The 17,661-nt window shown below is 56.5% G+C and carries 17 protein-coding genes; 13 read left to right on the top strand and 4 right to left on the bottom strand.

The annotated features are described in order from the left end of the window. Nucleotides 1-215 precede the first annotated feature (215 nt). On the top strand, nt 216-1,499 hold the full coding sequence (gene xseA, locus LINBF2_RS06455) for an exodeoxyribonuclease VII large subunit (protein WP_281887610.1): 1,284 nt from the start codon (nt 216-218) through the stop codon (nt 1,497-1,499). 35 nt (nt 1,500-1,534) lie between these two features. After that, a complete protein-coding gene (locus LINBF2_RS06450) occupies nt 1,535-2,116 on the top strand; it encodes a Fe-Mn family superoxide dismutase (RefSeq protein WP_104797373.1) in 582 nt (193 codons plus the stop codon). An 88-nt stretch (nt 2,117-2,204) separates the two neighbouring features. Here the strand turns inward: LINBF2_RS06450 and LINBF2_RS06445 are convergent, their stop codons facing one another. Further along, a complete protein-coding gene (locus LINBF2_RS06445; RefSeq protein WP_281891296.1) occupies nt 2,205-2,648 on the bottom strand; it encodes a DUF192 domain-containing protein in 444 nt (147 codons plus the stop codon). A 55-nt stretch (nt 2,649-2,703) separates the two neighbouring features. On the opposite strand from LINBF2_RS06445, the gene clpS reads away from it, so the two are divergent. Together clpS and clpA are read left to right on the top strand one after the other, a co-directional pair. After that, on the top strand, nt 2,704-3,051 hold the full coding sequence (clpS, locus tag LINBF2_RS06440) for an ATP-dependent Clp protease adapter ClpS (RefSeq protein WP_104797375.1): 348 nt from the start codon (nt 2,704-2,706) through the stop codon (nt 3,049-3,051). 114 nt (nt 3,052-3,165) lie between these two features. Further along, a complete protein-coding gene (gene clpA, locus LINBF2_RS06435; RefSeq protein WP_281887606.1) occupies nt 3,166-5,499 on the top strand; it encodes an ATP-dependent Clp protease ATP-binding subunit ClpA in 2,334 nt (777 codons plus the stop codon). Between the two features lie 92 nt (nt 5,500-5,591). Here clpA and LINBF2_RS06430 read toward each other — a convergent pair whose 3' ends face one another. Continuing rightward, a complete protein-coding gene (locus LINBF2_RS06430; RefSeq protein WP_281887604.1) occupies nt 5,592-7,139 on the bottom strand; it encodes a helicase HerA-like domain-containing protein in 1,548 nt (515 codons plus the stop codon). Nucleotides 7,140-7,207: 68 nt separating this feature from the next. Here LINBF2_RS06430 and LINBF2_RS06425 point away from each other — a divergent pair, with 68 nt between their 5' ends. Genes LINBF2_RS06425 through rng form a run of 9 tightly spaced genes read left to right on the top strand, consistent with a single transcriptional unit; the run spans nt 7,208 to nt 14,925 of the window. Further along, a complete protein-coding gene (locus tag LINBF2_RS06425; protein WP_108282700.1) occupies nt 7,208-7,927 on the top strand; it encodes a YebC/PmpR family DNA-binding transcriptional regulator in 720 nt (239 codons plus the stop codon). Continuing rightward, nucleotides 7,924-9,216: a phosphoribosylamine--glycine ligase gene (gene purD, locus LINBF2_RS06420; protein WP_281887601.1), complete on the top strand. Its 1,293-nt coding sequence runs from the start codon at nt 7,924-7,926 to the stop codon at nt 9,214-9,216. Before LINBF2_RS06425 ends, purD begins: the two co-directional genes overlap by 4 nt. A 55-nt stretch (nt 9,217-9,271) precedes the next feature. Next, nucleotides 9,272-9,919, top strand: coding sequence for a 1-acyl-sn-glycerol-3-phosphate acyltransferase (locus LINBF2_RS06415; protein WP_281887598.1), 648 nt, complete (start codon nt 9,272-9,274; stop codon nt 9,917-9,919). 12 nt (nt 9,920-9,931) lie between these two features. Next, complete coding sequence (hemF, locus tag LINBF2_RS06410; RefSeq protein ID WP_281887596.1) at nt 9,932-10,876, top strand: oxygen-dependent coproporphyrinogen oxidase; 945 nt, start codon at nt 9,932-9,934, stop codon at nt 10,874-10,876. Continuing rightward, nucleotides 10,873-11,484, top strand: a complete 612-nt coding sequence (gene nadD / locus LINBF2_RS06405; protein ID WP_281887594.1) for a nicotinate (nicotinamide) nucleotide adenylyltransferase — start codon at nt 10,873-10,875, stop codon at nt 11,482-11,484. The genes hemF and nadD overlap by 4 nt, the downstream gene beginning before the upstream one ends. Nucleotides 11,485-11,489: 5 nt before the next feature. After that, nucleotides 11,490-12,293: a ribosome silencing factor gene (rsfS, locus tag LINBF2_RS06400; RefSeq protein WP_281887592.1), complete on the top strand. Its 804-nt coding sequence runs from the start codon at nt 11,490-11,492 to the stop codon at nt 12,291-12,293. Then, complete coding sequence (gene rlmH, locus LINBF2_RS06395) at nt 12,290-12,757, top strand: 23S rRNA (pseudouridine(1915)-N(3))-methyltransferase RlmH (protein WP_104797383.1); 468 nt, start codon at nt 12,290-12,292, stop codon at nt 12,755-12,757. The genes rsfS and rlmH overlap by 4 nt, the downstream gene beginning before the upstream one ends. Nucleotides 12,758-12,774: 17 nt before the next feature. Further along, on the top strand, nt 12,775-13,401 hold the full coding sequence (locus tag LINBF2_RS06390; protein ID WP_281887589.1) for a Maf family protein: 627 nt from the start codon (nt 12,775-12,777) through the stop codon (nt 13,399-13,401). 24 nt (nt 13,402-13,425) lie between these two features. After that, entirely contained in the window at nt 13,426-14,925 is a 1,500-nt protein-coding gene (rng, locus tag LINBF2_RS06385; RefSeq protein WP_104797385.1) for a ribonuclease G, read from the top strand. Nucleotides 14,926-14,934: 9 nt separating this feature from the next. On the opposite strand, the gene LINBF2_RS06380 is transcribed toward rng, so the two are convergent. Together LINBF2_RS06380 and msbA are read right to left on the bottom strand one after the other, a co-directional pair. Then, nucleotides 14,935-15,807: a glycosyltransferase gene (locus LINBF2_RS06380; protein ID WP_281887587.1), complete on the bottom strand. Its 873-nt coding sequence runs from the start codon at nt 15,805-15,807 to the stop codon at nt 14,935-14,937. 12 nt (nt 15,808-15,819) lie between these two features. Then, entirely contained in the window at nt 15,820-17,616 is a 1,797-nt protein-coding gene (msbA, locus tag LINBF2_RS06375) for a lipid A export permease/ATP-binding protein MsbA (protein WP_281887585.1), read from the bottom strand. Nucleotides 17,617-17,661 lie beyond the last annotated feature (45 nt).

Raw genomic sequence — 17,661 nt, 5'->3', positions numbered from 1 at the left:
GGCCTAGCGGCCCATCCACATGATCTGTGGATAACTTTGGGGATAAGCTTTGCTACCCCCCCTCAGATGCCGCATGAATGGGGCGATTCAACAAAATGATCGAAAAATGGGCGTTAAAAATCTCTTTTAAATCAAAGACTTGCTACGCAGGTTGGTGATTTTCTCAGTTTATTGTTTAAAACGATCTGGAAATATTTTTTGTGGATGAGTCTTCAATGCAACCCTCGGAATCGCTAGGTTTGGCGCCACGCATTTGGGCAGTTGGTGCCCTGTGCCGCGCCGTTGCTGACGTCTTGGACAGTCGTTTTAACCCCGTGGCTGTTCGGGGCGAGATTTCTGGCTTCACACGCGCGGCCAGCGGGCATTGCTACTTCACTCTCAAGGACGCAAGCGGGCAGCTGCGTTGCGCCATGTTCAAACGTGCCGCCCAAATGCTCGACTTTCGTCCTGTGGACGGCGAACTGGTCGAAATCAAGGGCCGTTTGGGTGTATATGAGCCACGTGGTGAGCTGCAAATGGTGGTCGAACACATGCGCCGTGCGGGGCAGGGCGCGTGGTTTGAGCAGTTTTTAAAACTCAAAGCCAAGCTCGAAGCCGAAGGCCTGTTTGACGCCGAGCGCAAACGTCCCCTCAAAACCATGCCGCGTGGCATTGGTGTGGTCACCTCACTGGGCGCCGCAGCCTTGCATGATGTGGCCACGGCCTTGCAACGCCGTGTGCCACACATCCCTGTGGTGCTTGCGCCGTCCTTGGTACAAGGTCCAGATGCGCCGCCCACCTTGGTGCAAGCCTTGCAGCAGCTCAGCCAGCAGCCCAACATCGACGTCATCTTGCTGGTGCGTGGCGGCGGTTCGATGGAAGACCTCTGGGCTTTCAACGACGAAAACTTGGCAAGAGCCATCGTCAGCAGCCCTGTGCCGATCATCAGCGGCGTGGGGCACGAAACCGACTTCACCATTGCCGATTTCTGCGCCGACCTGCGTGCTCCTACGCCCACCGCTGCCGCCGAAATGTGCGCGGTGCCGCACGCGGAGTTGTTGTCCAACCTGCAGCTGTGGGGCAATGCCCTGCAAACCATCGCGCACCGCCAGCTTGACACCCAAGAGCAACGCCTAGACCGCGCCCAAGCCCGTTTGGGCCGCCCGTCTGAAGGTCTGAGTACTGAAAAAATGCAGCTCTTGCGCCTGCAGCAGCGTCTGGGCCAAGCCGTGCAAACTCGCACCCAACGCTGCCACAACGAACTGGCCACACTCACCAGCGGCCTAGCCCGTGGCGTGCAGCAAACCCCCGCCACAGCCCGCGAACGCTTGCACCGCGCGGCGTTGCGCCTGGAACTGCTTGACCCCAAATTGGTGCTGCAACGTGGTTTTGCGTGGCTCAGCGATGCCGATGGCCAAGCCATCACCTCGGTGGCGCAGACCTCAGAAGGCCAAGCTTTGGATGCAACCCTTGCCGATGGCGTGGTTGAATTACGGGTTGCTGCACCCACACGCATTTAGTTTTTACAATTCACGTTTTTACACAAGAGGACTTCATGGAACACACGCTCCCCGCACTGCCTTACGCCATCGATGCATTGGCCCCTCACTACAGCCAAGAAACTCTCGAGTTTCACCATGGCAAGCACCACAACGCCTACGTTGTGAACTTGAACAACCTGCAAAAAGGTACCGAGTTTGAAGGCATGGCCCTGGAAGAAATCATCAAGAAGTCCAGCGGCGGTGTTTACAACAACTCAGCCCAAATCTGGAACCACACCTTCTTTTGGAATTGCATGAAGCCACAAGGCGGCGGCGAACCCACAGGTGCATTGGCTGCAGCCATCAACGCCAAATTCGGCAGCTACGCTGCATTCAAAGAAGCCTTCGTCAAGAGCGCCGTGGGCAACTTTGGTTCTGGCTGGACATGGTTGGTCAAAAAGGCCGACGGTTCTGTGGACATCGTCAACATGGGCGCTGCCGGCACTCCGTTGACCACTGGCGACAAAGCCTTGTTGACCGTGGACGTATGGGAACACGCCTACTACATCGACTACCGCAATATGCGTCCTAAGTTCGTTGAGACTTTCCTCGACCACTTGGTGAACTGGTCTTTTGCTGAAAGCAATTTCGCTTAATTCAGCTTGTTTTGGCGGGCTGTGAGGCCCGTTGAAATGTCAAAAAGCCGCCTGGATAGGCGGCTTTTTTGTGGGCGGGCGCAAGCGTTCAGGGCTTAAACACAACGCCACGCAAGCGGCTGCCAGCGTTCAGTCCCTTTTTGGTAAACCAGCCTTGGTGCATTTCCAGCACAAAACGCACCGGCTTTTCAGAGCAGTGTGAATCGGTGGTTTGCGGCTTCATGTCTGCCAAATTCACGATGGTGCCGTCATCCGCCACAAAAGCAGCAGTCAACGGCAGCAGGGTGTTTTTCATCCAAAAACACTGTGTGGCGGCTTGCTCAAACACAAACAACATGCCTTCGTGTTGCGGCATCTCTTTGCGAAACATCAGGCCCGTCTGACGCTGTGCCTCTGTTTGCGCCACTTGCGTGTCGATTTGAAACATGCCTGCTTGCAGCTTGATGCGGGGCAGGTTGGTTTGGGGGGTGTCCTGGGCCAAAGCCGAGAAAGCCAAGCCAGAAAAGAGGAGGGGCAGCAAAGCGCGTTTCATGCGTGAGACTGTATCCGAGGTCATGAGTGCTTTCGTGCCTCGATAGAATGACCTAATGCCAACTAAAAAACCCACTCCCAAAGTCCAACTGCCCGACCGTGACGATGGCGGATCGGTCGTTTTAGAGCGCATCACGCAGCGCACCAAGCCGCCGCAGATGTTTCAGGTGCTGATGCTCAATGACGATTTCACGCCCATGGAGTTTGTGGTGATGGTCTTGCAAGAGTTTTTCAGCAAAGACCGCGAACAAGCCACGCAAATCATGTTGCAAATCCACTTGGACGGCAAAGGCGTGTGCGGCGTGTACAGCAAAGACATTGCCGCCACCAAGGTAGACCAGGTGATGGACGCGGCCCGCAAGTCTGGCCACCCCTTGCAGTGCGTGGCTGAGCCCATTGAATAAGCCTCAGTTCAAAAAAGCACCTATCGTTTGCACTAAACAAACAGGCCTATTGAATAAACGGGTTTTGTTTCCATATACATTTGAATCTCAGATGCAAGCACCGAAGGAAAACACATGATTGCCCAAGAACTAGAAGTCAGCTTGCACATGGCCTTTGTCGAGGCCCGTCAACAACGACACGAATTCATCACCGTCGAGCACTTGCTGCTCGCTTTGCTGGACAACCCCAGCGCCGCTGAGGTGCTGCGTGCTTGTTCAGCCAACATCGACGACTTGCGTAAGTCCCTCTCTAACTTCATCGCTGACAACACCCCACAGGTGTCGGGCACTGAAGAGGTGGACACACAGCCAACGCTGGGTTTTCAGCGCGTGATTCAACGCGCCATCATGCATGTGCAGTCCACAGGCAATGGCAAAAAAGAAGTAACTGGCGCAAACGTTCTGGTAGCGATCTTTGGTGAGAAAGACTCACACGCTGTGTACTACCTCCACCAACAAGGCGTGACACGCTTGGACGTGGTGAACTTTATTGCCCACGGCATTAAAAAGAGTGACCCACCTGAAGCCGTCAAAGGCAATGAGTCAAGCCAAGCCGAGCAGGAAGAGGGCGGTGCAACTTCTGAAAAGAACGAGAAGGCTTCACCACTCGAGCAGTTCACCCAAAACCTGAACCAAGCGGCCAAAGACGGCAAGATTGACCCGCTGATTGGCCGCGAGTACGAGGTGGAGCGCACGATTCAAATCCTGTGCCGTCGCCGCAAGAACAACCCATTGTTGGTGGGCGAGGCTGGCGTGGGTAAAACCGCGATTGCCGAAGGTTTGGCATGGCGCATCACCCAAGGTGCTGTGCCAGAGATCTTGTCCGAAGCCATCGTGTATTCACTCGACATGGGCGCATTACTGGCCGGTACCAAATACCGTGGCGACTTTGAGCAACGCTTGAAGGGCGTGATCAAAAACTTGCAGAGCAAGCCCAACGCGATTTTGTTCATCGACGAAATCCACACGCTGATTGGCGCGGGTGCTGCTTCGGGCGGCACGTTGGATGCGTCTAACTTGTTGAAGCCTGCGTTGTCGAGTGGTCAGCTCAAGTGCATTGGCGCAACGACCTTTACCGAATACCGTGGCATCTTCGAGAAAGACGCTGCTTTGAGCCGTCGTTTCCAAAAGGTAGACGTGGTCGAGCCGACTGTTTCTGAAACCGTGGACATTCTCAAAGGCCTGAAGTCGCGCTTTGAAGAGCACCACAACGTCAAGTACGCCGTGGCTGCGCTGCAAGCCGCTGCTGAGTTGAGCGCCAAGTACATCAACGACCGCCAATTGCCAGACAAGGCGATTGACGTGATTGACGAAGCAGGTGCGGCACAACGCATCTTGGTGGCGTCTAAGCGCAAGAAAACCATTGGCAAAGCTGAGATTGAAGACATTGTGGCCAAGATTGCGCGCATTCCGCCCGCCAATGTGTCTAACGACGACCGCAGCAAGCTGCAGACTATTGAGCGTGATTTGAAGAGCGTGGTGTTCGGTCAAGACAAAGCACTCGAAGTGCTGGCGTCTGCTGTGAAGATGGCTCGCTCAGGTTTGGGCAAGTCTGACAAGCCGATTGGTGCGTTCTTGTTCAGCGGCCCCACAGGCGTGGGCAAGACCGAAGCGGCCAAGCAGTTGGCCTACATCATGGGCATCGATTTGGTGCGCTTTGACATGTCTGAGTACATGGAGCGCCACGCTGTGAGCCGCCTGATTGGCGCGCCTCCCGGCTATGTGGGCTTTGACCAAGGCGGTTTGCTGACCGAAGCAGTGACCAAGAAGCCGCATTGCGTGTTGTTGCTGGATGAGATTGAAAAAGCCCATCCCGATATCTTCAACGTGCTGTTGCAGGTGATGGATCACGGCACGCTGACCGACAACAACGGCCGCAAGGCGGACTTCCGCAACGTCATCCTCATCATGACGACAAATGCGGGCGCCGAGACCATGAATAAGGCCACCATTGGCTTTACCAACCCTCGCGCTGCGGGCGACGAAATGGGCGATATCAAGCGCTTGTTCACGCCAGAGTTCCGCAACCGCTTGGACGCCATCGTGGGCTTCAAGGCCTTGGACGAAAACGTCATCATGCGCGTGGTCGACAAGTTCTTGCTGCAACTCGAAGGCCAGTTGGCTGAGAAGAAAGTCGAAGTTACCTTCAGCGACACGCTGCGCAAGCACTTGGCCAAGAAGGGCTTTGACCCACTCATGGGCGCACGCCCTATGCAACGCCTCATCCAAGACACGATTCGCAAGGCTTTGGCCGACGAACTGCTGTTTGGTCGCCTCACCGATGGTGGCCGCTTGAGCGTGGACATTGACGACAAAGAAGAAGTGCTGCTCGACATCACACCTTTGCCTAAGAAGGAAAAGGCCGCGAAGGGCGAGCACACGGCTTCTGAGGAGCAAGCGGCAAGCTAAGCTTGTCGCTCGGTTGCTGGCTCAACTGTTGAAACAAAAACGCCGTCTGTGTTGCCACAGGCGGCGTTTTTCATTGGGCTGTCGATATCGGCTTAGCGCTTGCGCCCACCCAAAATACTGCCCATCACCCCACGCACAATCTCGCGGCCCACAGCCGAGCCGATGTTGCGCACGGCAGACTTGACCATCATTTGCGCCAAGCCTTGGCGTTGACCGCCACGCGGGCCGGTGGAACCAAACAACGCGTCGCCCAAGCCAGAGAGCACTTGGTCTGTCACAGTGGCTTGTGCTGGTGCTTGACCAGCGGGGTCGGATACGGTTCCTGCAGAAGCCCCAGCTGTTGAGGGCGAACCACCAGCTGCAGGCGCAGTACCTTTGAGGCGTTCATAAGCGGATTCACGGTCCAAGGTCTGTTCATACACCCCAGCCACCAACGAATTGGCCAGCAAGGCCTGGCGTTGCTCTGGGGTGATGGGGCCAAGTTGGCTGCCGGGCAGCAACACATAGACCTGTTCCGTCTCGGACGGGCGGCCTTTGGCATCCAGCAAACTCACCAAGGCTTCGCCTACGCCCAGCTCGGTGATCGCTTTTTCAATGTCTAGGCCCTCTTTACCGCGCATGGTCTGCGCAGTGGCTTTGACAGCTTTTTGGTCACGAGGTGTGAAGGCACGTAAAGCGTGTTGCACGCGGTTGCCCAGCTGGCCCAGCACGGTTTCGGGCACGTCCAGCGGGTTTTGGGTGACAAAGTACACGCCCACGCCCTTGGAGCGAATCAGGCGCACCATTTGCTCAATGCGCTCCAGCAGCACTTTGGGCGCTTCGTTGAACAGCAAATGCGCTTCGTCAAAGAAGAACACCATCTTAGGCTTCTCGACGTCGCCAATTTCTGGCAGCTGTTCAAACATCTCCGAGAGCATCCACAGCAAGAACGTGCCGTACAGGCGTGGAGCGTTCATCAGCTTGTCGGCGGCCAACAAATTGATGACGCCCATGCCACGCGCATCGGTTTGCATGAAGTCTTGGATGTTGAGCATGGGCTCGCCAAAAAAGACATCACCGCCTTGGGCTTCAATCTCTAGCAAGGCGCGTTGAATGGCGCCAATGCTGGCGGCGCTCACGTTGCCGTATTCGGTGGTGAAGTCGCGTGCGTGCTCGCCCACATATTGCAGCATGGCGCGTAGGTCTTTGAGGTCAAGGAGCAGCAAACCTTGGTCATCCGCGATTTTGAAGACCATGTTGAGCACACCAGCTTGTGTGTCGTTCAGGTTGAGCATGCGGCCCAGCAAAAGCGGCCCCATGTCGGTGATGGTGGCGCGTACGGGATGCCCCGACTTGCCAAACACATCCCACAGCGTGGTGGGGCAGCCAATAGGCACTGGGGTGGGCAGGCCACGTTCTTGGATGGCGGCTGCAAGCTTAGGAGGAATGTTGCCAGGCTGACTGATGCCGGCCAAGTCGCCTTTCACGTCTGCCATGAACACGGGCACGCCGATTTTGGAGAAGCTTTCAGCGAGTGTTTGCAGCGTGACTGTTTTGCCTGTTCCAGTAGCCCCCGTGATGAGACCGTGGCGGTTGGCTAAGGCTGGCAACATGTGGCATTCAGTCGTATTGCGGCGTGCAATCAGCATCGGTTCGGCCATCGAAAGTTCTCCATCACTTGAAAAGTAAAATAACCAGATAAGGTTAATTCAATTCAAGAGGATTTCTGATGGCTGGCCACAGTAAATGGGCAAATATTCAACACCGCAAGGGGCGTCAAGACGAGAAGCGCGGCAAGATTTGGACACGCATCACGCGTGAAATCATTGTCTCTGCCCGCTTGGGCGGTGGCGACCTGAGCCTGAACCCCCGTTTGCGTTTGGCCATTGAAAAAGCCAAGGCGGCCAACATGCCCGCCGACAACATCAAACGCAACGTCGACAAAGCCACAGGCAACCTCGACGGCGTGGTGTACGACGAGATTCGCTACGAAGGCTACGGTGTGGGCGGAGCCGCCATCATCGTGGACACCATGACAGACAACCGTGTGCGTACCGTTGCTGAAGTGCGCTTTGCCTTCAGCAAAAACGGCGGCAACATGGGCACTGAGGGCTCAGTGGCGTTTCAATTCAAGCATTGCGGCCAATTGGTGTTTGCACCGGGCAGCAATGAAGACCAAATCATGGAAATTGCGCTCGAAGCGGGCGCGGACGATGTGATCACCGATGACGACGGCGCGATTGAAGTGCTGACGCCACCTGCCAGCTTTGAGGCTGTCAAAAACGCTTTGGAAGCTGCGGGCCTCAAGCCCGAAGTGGCCGAGGTGACTTACCGTGCAGACAACACCATCGAACTCGAGGGTGATGACGCTGTGAAGATGCAAAAAATATTGGACGCGCTAGAAGACCTTGACGATGTGCAAGAGGTCTATCACAACGCAGCACTATGAACGTACTAGTTATTGGCGGCGGTGGCCGCGAGCACGCTTTGGCGTGGAAGATTGCCCAATCCAACAAGGTGCAAAAAGTGTTTGTAGCTCCCGGTAACGGCGGCACAGCACGCGACAAGCGCTTGGCCAACATCGACATCACCGATGTCAAAGCTTTGCGCGAGTTTGCCCAAAGCAGTGGCGTTGAGTTGACTGTGGTTGGCCCTGAAACGCCATTGGCAGCAGGTGTGGTGGACGAGTTCCGCGCGCACGGCATGCGCATTTTTGGCCCAACCAAGGCCGCAGCGCAGCTGGAAAGCTCTAAGGCTTTCAGCAAGGCGTTCATGAAGCGCCACAACATCCCCACGGCGGAATACGAAACTTTCACCGACGCACAAGCCGCGCACGATTACGTCAACGCCAAAGGCGCGCCGATTGTGGTGAAGGCCGATGGTTTGGCTGCAGGCAAGGGCGTTGTGGTGGCCATGACCGCTGCCGAGGCCCACGAAGCAATTGATTTCATGTTGCTCGACAACAAGTTGGGTGTGAGCCACAACGAAGGTGGCGCGCGCGTGGTTATTGAAGAGTTTTTGCAAGGTGAAGAGGCCAGCTTCATCGTCATGTGCGATGGCAAAACCGTGTTGCCTTTGGCCACCAGCCAAGACCACAAGCGTTTGCTGGATGCCGATCAAGGCCCCAACACCGGCGGCATGGGCGCGTATTCGCCAGCCCCCGTGGTCACACCTGAGGTGCATGCCCGCGCTATGCGCGAAATCATTTTGCCCACCATCAAGGGCATGGAAAAAGACGGCATTCCGTTTACCGGCTTCTTGTATGCGGGCTTGATGATTGACCCACAGGGCCATGTCAAAACTCTTGAGTTCAACTGCCGCATGGGCGACCCCGAAACCCAGCCCATCATGGCGCGCCTGAAAACCGATTTGGTCGATGTGCTGATGGCGGCCACTGCCACCAATGCCGAGACTCGCTTTGACGACTTCGAGCTGGAATGGGACCGCCGCACCTCAATTGGTGTGGTGTTGGCCGCACACGGCTATCCCCTAAGCCCCCGCAAGGGCGACACCATCACCGGTTTGCCGCAAGACACCGACGATGTGGTGGTGTTTCATGCCGGTACGCAAATGGCCGACGGCCAAGTGGTCACCAGCGGTGGCCGCGTGTTGTGCGTGACGGCTTTGGGCGGCACTTTGAAGTTAGCGCAGCAGCAGGCCTACGACACCATCAAGGGCATTCACTTTGATGGCGTGCAGTACCGCACCGACATTGGCTACCGCGCGATTGCGCGCTAAGCGTTTCAATAACGCCGACGCTAGTCCTCATTCAACCGATTGCTCATAAAAACAGATGACCGAATTCACCAAACCCATGCCCGTGCAATGCAAGCCTCAAGCGTGGGCCGCTTGGTTGGTCAAGCTGATGGGGTGGAGGATCGAGTTTGATGGGCTGCCCACCAAACAAGGCGTGCTCATTGGCTATCCGCACACCAGTAACTGGGACTTCATCACCATGATGCCGGCCAAGTGGGCGATGGGTTTGCCGATTCAATTTTTCGCCAAAGAGAGTTTGTTTCGTATTCCGTTGTTTGGTCGCTGGATTCGGTTCATTGGCGCTGTGCCGATTGACCGCTCGTCGCCTAGAGGCGTTGTGGGTGAGATGGTTGATTCTTTGATACGACACAAGCAAAACGACGAAATCCTTTGGATTGGTTTGTCGCCCGAAGGCACACGCAAGCTGACCGACGGGTGGCGCAGTGGCTTTTACCAACTGGCTTTGGGGGCTGACGTGCCTTTGCTCATGCTGCACATTGATTACGGCAAGAAGCTAGCCAAAGTGACGGACTTCATGCGTTTGACGGGCGATGTGCAAGCGGATTACGCACACATCGCCAAGGTGTACGAAGGCGTGCAGGGCTTTCATGTGAACCAAGCGGCCCCCATTCGCCCTTTGCCAGCACGCACGACTGCGAATGGCAACACTCAGACAAACCGCTAACTTCACCACACGATGACCGCAACTACCCAAGACCCTAGCCACGAACACGTTGTAGCTGCTGCGCGCGACTACCTGATTGGCCTGCAAAGCCGCATCACCAGCGCGATTGAAGCCAAAGATGGCCAAGCCAAGTTCTTAGTGGACAAGTGGGAGAAGGGCCCGGGCGAGCAGTTGCAGGGCAACGGCATCACCCAAATCTTAGAAAACGGTCCCGTGTTTGAGCGTGCTGGCTGCGGCTTTTCGCATGTGCGTGGCCCTAAGCTGCCGCCTTCTGCCACGCAGCACCGACCCGAGCTTGCTGGCGCGCCGTTTGAGGCCATGGGCGTGTCGCTGGTGTTTCACCCGCGCAACCCCTATGTGCCCACTGTGCACATGAACGTGCGCATGATTGTGGCCACGCCTGCCAATGGCAAACCTGTGGCGTGGTTTGGTGGCGGCATGGACCTCACGCCTTACTACGGCTATGCCGAAGACGCCAAGCATTTCCATCAGGTCTGCCACGACGCGTTGCAGCCCTTTGGTGACGAGCTTTACCCACGCTTTAAAACTTGGTGCGACGAGTACTTTTGCAACAAGCACCGCAACGAGCAGCGCGGTATTGGCGGCATTTTCTTTGACGACTTTTCAGAACTTGGCTTCGAGCGCAGTTTTGAAATGCTCAAGAGCGTGGGCGATGCCTTCCTAGAGTCGTATTTGCCCATCGTGGACCGCCGCGTGAACACACCCTACGGCGAGCGCGAGCGCGAGCATCAGCTTTACCGTCGTGGCCGCTATGTAGAGTTCAACCTCGTGTGGGACCGTGGCACACACTTTGGCCTGCAGTCTGGCGGGCGCACCGAGTCGATTCTGTTGTCCATGCCGCCGTTGGTGAGCTGGTCTTATCAGCACCAGCCTGAAGCCGGTACACCTGAGCATGCTTTGTTGCATGACTTTTTGGTGCCGCGAAATTGGCTTTGAATCACACCAAGCGCCTAGGCATCTTTGGTGGTTCGTTTGACCCGCCGCACATCGCGCACCTTGCTCTAGCCAAGCACGCGATAGAGCAGTTTGATCTTGCTGAACTGCGCATCATCCCCACGGGGGACGCATGGCACAAGGCTCACACCCTCACGCCATCGCCACACCGACTGGCAATGACGCGTTTGGCTTTTGCCGATGTGGCGCAAACGGTGGTGGATCCGCGTGAGATCGACCGCGAAGGCGCCACCTACACGTTTGACACGCTCCAAGAGCTAAAAGCTGAGCAGCCAGAGGCCGATTTGTACCTGTTCATCGGTGCAGACCAAGCGAATGCCTTCAAAACATGGCATCGTTGGCAAGAGATTTTGGGCCTTGCTACCGTAGTTGTCGCAGATCGGCCTATTGAGGGGCAGGGCGGCAAGGCCAGTCAGTGGCACAATGCGGTATCCCCCGACGTACAACGCTTGGACATGCCAAGCCTGAATGTGAGTGCCACCGAGATTCGTGCGCACGTTGCCCATGGCACACATGCAGACACCAAGATGCACGCGTGGTTGCCTGCCGCTGTGCAGCACTACATTGAAAAACACAGCCTTTACCGATAAATCAGATGACCGAAACCTCCGCCAAAAAAGATGTCCAAAAATTGCAACGCACCGTCGTGGATGCGTTGGAGGACGTCAAAGCCCAAGACCTCGTGGTGTTTGACACCGAGCACTTGTCCTCGCTGTTTGAGCGCGTCATCGTGGCGTCTGGTACATCGAACCGTCAAACCAAAGCGTTGGCCGCCAGCGTGCGCGACAAAGTGCGCGACGCCGGTTTTGGCAAGCCTCGCATCGAAGGCGAAGACAACGGCGAGTGGATCATCGTCGACTGCGGCGCTGTGGTGGTGCACGTCATGCAGCCCACCATCCGTGGTTACTACAACCTCGAAGAAATTTGGGGCGAGAAGCCCGTGCGTTTGAAGTTTGGTGCACCAAAGCCTGTCAAAGCAGCCGAGCCTGAAGAAGCACCCGCCAAGAAGTCGGCAGCCAAAAAACCAGCAGCCAAGAAAACAGCCGCCGGTGACAAGAAGCCTGCTGCTCGTGCAACCTCCGGTTCACGCGCTGATTCGAGCTCACGCACCTCTTACACGCGCAGCGATGCAGCCAAGCCAGCATCGCGCAGCACCTCGACACGCGGCCCAGTCAAAGCGGCACCTGCTAAAACGACAGCTGCTAAATCAGCACCAGCCAAAACTGCAGCAGCCAAAAAGCCAGCTGCAGCGCCAGCCAAGTTGCCTGTCAAGACCGTGGGCCTCAAAGGTGCCAAGTCAACCGCCAAAGCCGCAGCACGCAGCGCCTCGACCACGGCTGGTAAGCCAACGGGCAAGCGTCCTCCAGCCGCTAAAAAGACCACCGCCCGCAAAGCATGAAGCTGTGGGTCGTCGCAGTCGGCCAACGTGTGCCCGACTGGGCGCAAACCGCTTGGGACGATTACGCCAAGCGGTTTCCGTCTGAGCTGAAGGTCGAGCTCAAGGCCGTCAAAACCGAGCCGCGCAGCTCTAAAACGCTAGACACCATTTACGCTGCCGAGCGCGAGCGCATCGAAGCCGCAATCCCGCGCGGCTGTCGCATCGTGGCCTTGGATGAGCGCGGCACCAACCTCACCACCGTGGCCTTGGCCACCAAGCTCAAACACTGGCAGCTCGAAGCCGACGATGTGGCCTTGGTCATTGGCGGGCCTGATGGCTTGTGCCCCGAGTTCAAAAAACAAGCACACGAACGCATCCGCATTTCAGACCTGACCCTGCCGCACGCCATGGTGCGCGTGCTGTTGGTGGAGCAGCTCTACCGTGCGTGGTCGATCAACGCCAACCATCCTTATCACCGCGAGTGAAGCCGCTAGAGCTATTTATGTCTGACTCCAAATTCGTTTATCTCGCCTCGCAAAGTCCACGCCGTCGCCAACTGTTAGAACAGCTGGGTGTGCGTTACGAGTTGCTGTTGGCCGACGAACAAGAAGATGCCGAAGCGCTAGAGGTTGTGTTGCCCAATGAGGCCCCACGCGCTTATGTGCAACGCGTGACCTTGCTGAAGCTTGAGGCAGCACTCAATCGCATGAAGCGCCGTGGCTTGCCGCTGGCCCCGGTGCTGTGCAGCGACACCACGGTGGCTTTGGGCAAGACCATTTTGGGCAAGCCTGATGACACCAAACATGCGGCACAAATCCTCGGCGCTTTGAGCGGGCAAACCCACCGTGTGTTGACCTCAGTCGCTATGGGCACGCTGTCTAAAGCGGGCAAGCCGCTCAAAACCGAGCAGGCGCTGAGTGTGTCCAACGTACGTTTTGCGGCTTTGACGCGTACACAAATTCAAAACTATGTCGCCAGCGGCGAGCCCATGGGCAAAGCCGGCGCATATGCGGTGCAGGGAAGGGCCGCTGCGTACATCGAGCACATCAGCGGCAGCTACTCTGGCATCATGGGGTTGCCCATGTTTGAAACCGCGCAGCTGTTGCGCGAGTTTGGATTCAAGGTCTAACCCCTTTTACTTGCGGACCTTCACATGCAACAAGACATCCTCATCAACTGGTCGCCCCAAGAAACCCGAGTGGCCATTGTGGAAACGGGCGCCGTGCAAGAGCTGCACGTTGAGCGCACGCTAGAGCGTGGCTTGGTGGGTAATGTGTATTTGGGCAAAGTGGCTCGCGTGTTGCCTGGCATGCAGTCGGCCTTCATCGATATTGGCCTTGAGCGTGCTGCGTTCTTGCATGTGGCCGACTTGATGAGCAGCGTCGCAGCCCGCCACGCCGACGACAAGGGCGAGCCAGCACCGGTTGTGCCCATTGAAAAACAAGTGTTTGAAGGCCAGTCACTGTTGGTGCAAGTCATCAAAGATCCGATTGGCACCAAAGGTGCACGGCTTTCTTCGCAAATCAGCATTGCGGGCCGCTTGTTGGTATTTTTGCCGCAAGACCAACACATCGGTGTGTCGCAAAAAATTCCGTTTGAGCAACGCGAGTCCTTGCGCCAACGCTTGCAAGCTTTGGCCGAAACCGCCGCGCAAGATGGCAAAACAGGTAACCAAACGGGTGGCTTCATTCTGCGCACCAACGGCGAAGACGCCAGTGATGCTGAGCTGGGTGAAGACATTGCCTACCTGCGCAAAACGTGGGCACGCATCAAAGAAGCTTCTACCCGTTTGCCCCCTAAATCCCTATTGCACCAAGACTTGAGCCTGCTGCAGCGTGTGTTGCGCGACTTGGTGAGCGAGACCACACAAACCATCCGCATTGACTCGGCCGAGCAGTTTAAAAAACTGCAAACCTTCGGCCAAGAGTTCATGCCCAGCGCGGTGGACAAGCTGCAGCTGTACAAAGGCGAGCGTCCCATCTTTGATTTGTTCAACATCGATGAAGAAGTGGGCAAGGCCTTGGGCCGCCGTGTGGACTTGAAGTCTGGCGGCTATCTCATCGTGGATCAAACCGAGGCCCTGACCACGGTGGACGTGAACACGGGCGGCTTCGTGGGCGCACGCAACTTTGACGAAACGATTTTCAAGACCAATCTAGAAGCCGCAGGTGCGATTGCCCGACAACTGCGTTTGCGTAACCTAGGTGGCATCGTGATTGCCGACTTCATCGACATGACGCGTGAAGACCACCGCGATGCGGTGTTGGCCGAGTTTCGCAAGCAGCTCGCCCGTGACCGTGTGAAGACGATGGTGAGCGGCTATTCGGCGTTGGGCTTGGTGGAGATGACCCGCAAGCGCACCCGCGAATCACTGGCCCACATGCTGTGCGAGCCATGCCCTGTGTGTGACGGCAAAGGCAGCGTGAAAACCGCACGCACTGTGACGTATGACATCTTGCGCGAGATCTTGCGTGAGGCCCGTCAGTTCAATCCGCGCGAGTTCCGTGTGATTGCATCGCCCGATGTGATTGACATCTTGCTGGATGAAGAAAGCCAGCACTTGGCTGGCTTGAGCGACTTCATTGGTAAGCCTATTTCTTTGCAGGCTGAAGGTGCGATGTCGCAAGAGCAGTACGACATCGTCTTGCTCTGAACGCTTGAACTAAGCAACGAGCTTAAAGTGCTTGCGGCTGAAGTCCAGCCCAAATGCCTTCTCAAGCTTCATCAACCAGCGGTGACGTTTCTCACGCTTGGTCAGCTTGTAGTTCGGGTCAATCGTGAAGCTCTTTTCTGCCGAACTTTCTAGCCAAGGCTTGACCAGCTCAGGGTGCGTGCCCGTGAACGGCTGCAACACCTGCGCATCAAACTCGCTGTAACGCACGGTAGGTGCGCCATGCGACCAAAACTTACTCACTTGGTCCAGCTTTTTTTGCATCGCCTCGTGGCTGCGCACCCAGCCGTAGTGGTAGATGTGGGCATTGGCCAAGGCCGCTTGTGGGTTGCGGCCTTTTTTGTGGTCAGCCGTAATGAGCCAATACTGGCCATCGGGTGCATACGAGCGGATGGTGTTGCGAATCAGGCGGCACTCACGGCGGTACCACGCGGGGCTATTAGCCACAAAATCGGGCGTGCCGTAGAAGTGGAAGTAGTCAAACACAAAGGCTTCGACAGCGGGGTTATGGTGGTGCTTGTCCACACTGGCGCGGATGCTGGCCAACTCGGCCTCGTGCACCACCTCGTCGCCCTCCAGGTAAAACGCCCAGTCGCCTGTACAGGCAAACTGCGCGATCATTTTTTGCTGGGCGTACACAAAGCCACGGTCGGCCATGCGTTCGTTCCAGATGGTTTCAATCACGCGAATTTTGGGAGAGCCAATGGCGTGAATCCGCGCCAAGGTGTCGTCGTTGCTTTTGCCGACAACCACCACAAACTCATCGACCAAGGGTAAGAGTGAGCGGATCGAGGCTTCAAACGGGAAGCCTAGCTCTACGCCGTTGCGAATGAAGGTGAAACCGCTGATGGATGCTTGACTCATAAATGCAGTGCGTTAAATGGTGGAGGTGTCAGCAAAATGGTTGTCGGCACTTTGTGCGGCCACTTTGTACAACGCGGCATACGCGCCGCTTTGGGCCATGAGTTGGCTGTGCGTGCCGGTTTCCACAATGCTGCCGGCTTGCATGACCACAATCAGGTCGGCATGCTCGATGGTGGACAGGCGGTGTGCAATGACCAACGAGGTGCGACCTTGCATGAGCACATTCAGCGCGTCTTTCACCAGTTGCTCTGAAGCGTTGTCCAAAGCCGATGTGGCTTCGTCCAAGATGAGGACAGGCGCATCTTTGTAAATGGCACGGGCAATGGCTAAGCGTTGGCGTTGGCCGCCCGAGAGTTGGGTGGCGTTGTGCCCGACCAGTGTGTTTTCTTGGTGGGGCAGTCCGCGCACAAAGTCGCCGAGGTTGGCTGCTTCTAGGGCGCTCCACACGCGGGCGTTGTCTACAGTTTCACCGAGTGCAATGTTGTGAGCGATCGAGTCGTTGAACATGATCACATCTTGACTCACAAACGCCACTTGGCGTCGCAAACTGGCGAGCGACCAGTCTTTGAGCGGCACGCCGTCTAGGCTGACTTGGCCTGAACTGGGGTCAAGAAAGCGTGGCAGCAAATTGGCCAAGGTCGTTTTACCCGAGCCCGATGGTCCAACAAAAGCCACGGTTTGACCGGGTTGGATGGTCAGGCTCACGCCGTTGAGGGCGGGGGACGTGGCAGACGGGTATTGCAGCGTGACGTGGTCAAAGCAAATTTCGCCTTGGGCGTGCGCACTGGTGTGTGTGCCTTGGGTTTCATCGGGGGCGAGGTCGAGCAAATTCAAGCCACGTTCTAATGAGGTGACGCCGCGTGTCAATGTGCCCGCCACTTCAGACAAATGTTTGATGGGCGAAATCAGCATCAACATGCCAGTGATAAACGCCGCAAACGAACCCACTGTCACGCTGGATGTGCCGCTGTCTGCGCTGCTTTGCCACAAAGCCACAGTGATCACCCCAGACAAAGCCAAGGCTGCCAGCATTTGAATGAGCGGTGTCATCACAGAATTGGCAACCACCGCCTTGAGCGCCAATTGACGCAATTTGTGGTTAAACGCCCCGAACTTGGTGATTTGGCTGTCTTGCGCGTTGTGCAAGCGCACCATGCGGTAGGCCAGCACGTTTTCTTCCACCACATAAGCCAGCTCATCGGTGGCGTCTTGGCTGGCACGCGTGACGTTGTCAATTCGGCGTGAGAGGTTTTTAACCACCCAAGCAATCGGCGGGAAGATGGCAAACACAATCAGGGTGAGCTTCCAGTTGAGCATCAGCAAGTAGCCAAGCAAGGCCAGCAGCGTGACCAAGTCTTTGGCAAACGACAGCATGGTGGAGACGAGCAAGCTTGCACCGTTGTTGACTTCGTAGACCATGGTGTTGGTCAAGCCACTGGTGTGTTTGTCGGCAAACAGTTGAGGGGCAGCGCGCAGCAGCTTTTCAAACAGGCGTTGGCGCAAACGCTCCATCGAGTAATTGGTCACACGGGCCAAGCAATAAGCGGCAATAAAACCTGCAAAGCCGCGCACACCAAACAAGAGCAATAAAACAGCGGGGATTTTCCAAAGCTCTAGCGTTCCACGGTCAAAACCGTTGTCAAGCAAAGGTTTCATCAGTGCTGGAATGGCGGGCTCTGTGGCCGAGCCGATCAGAATGCCCACAATGCCGAGTGCCAGCGCACCAGGATGACCTGAAAACCAAGGCGCCACGCGTTTGAGCCTTTGAAATAAGGAATCAGACGGGGTTGATGGGGCGGTGGTGGTCATAAATTCTTCACGTGGCAAGAAAGGCAATACAGAGCATTATCGCCA

The sequence above is a fragment of the Limnohabitans sp. TEGF004 genome (assembly GCF_027924965.1).
Lineage (GTDB): Bacteria > Pseudomonadota > Gammaproteobacteria > Burkholderiales > Burkholderiaceae_C > Limnohabitans.
Note: the sequence above shows the minus strand (reverse complement) of the source record. Positions and strands in the feature narration are given on the sequence as shown.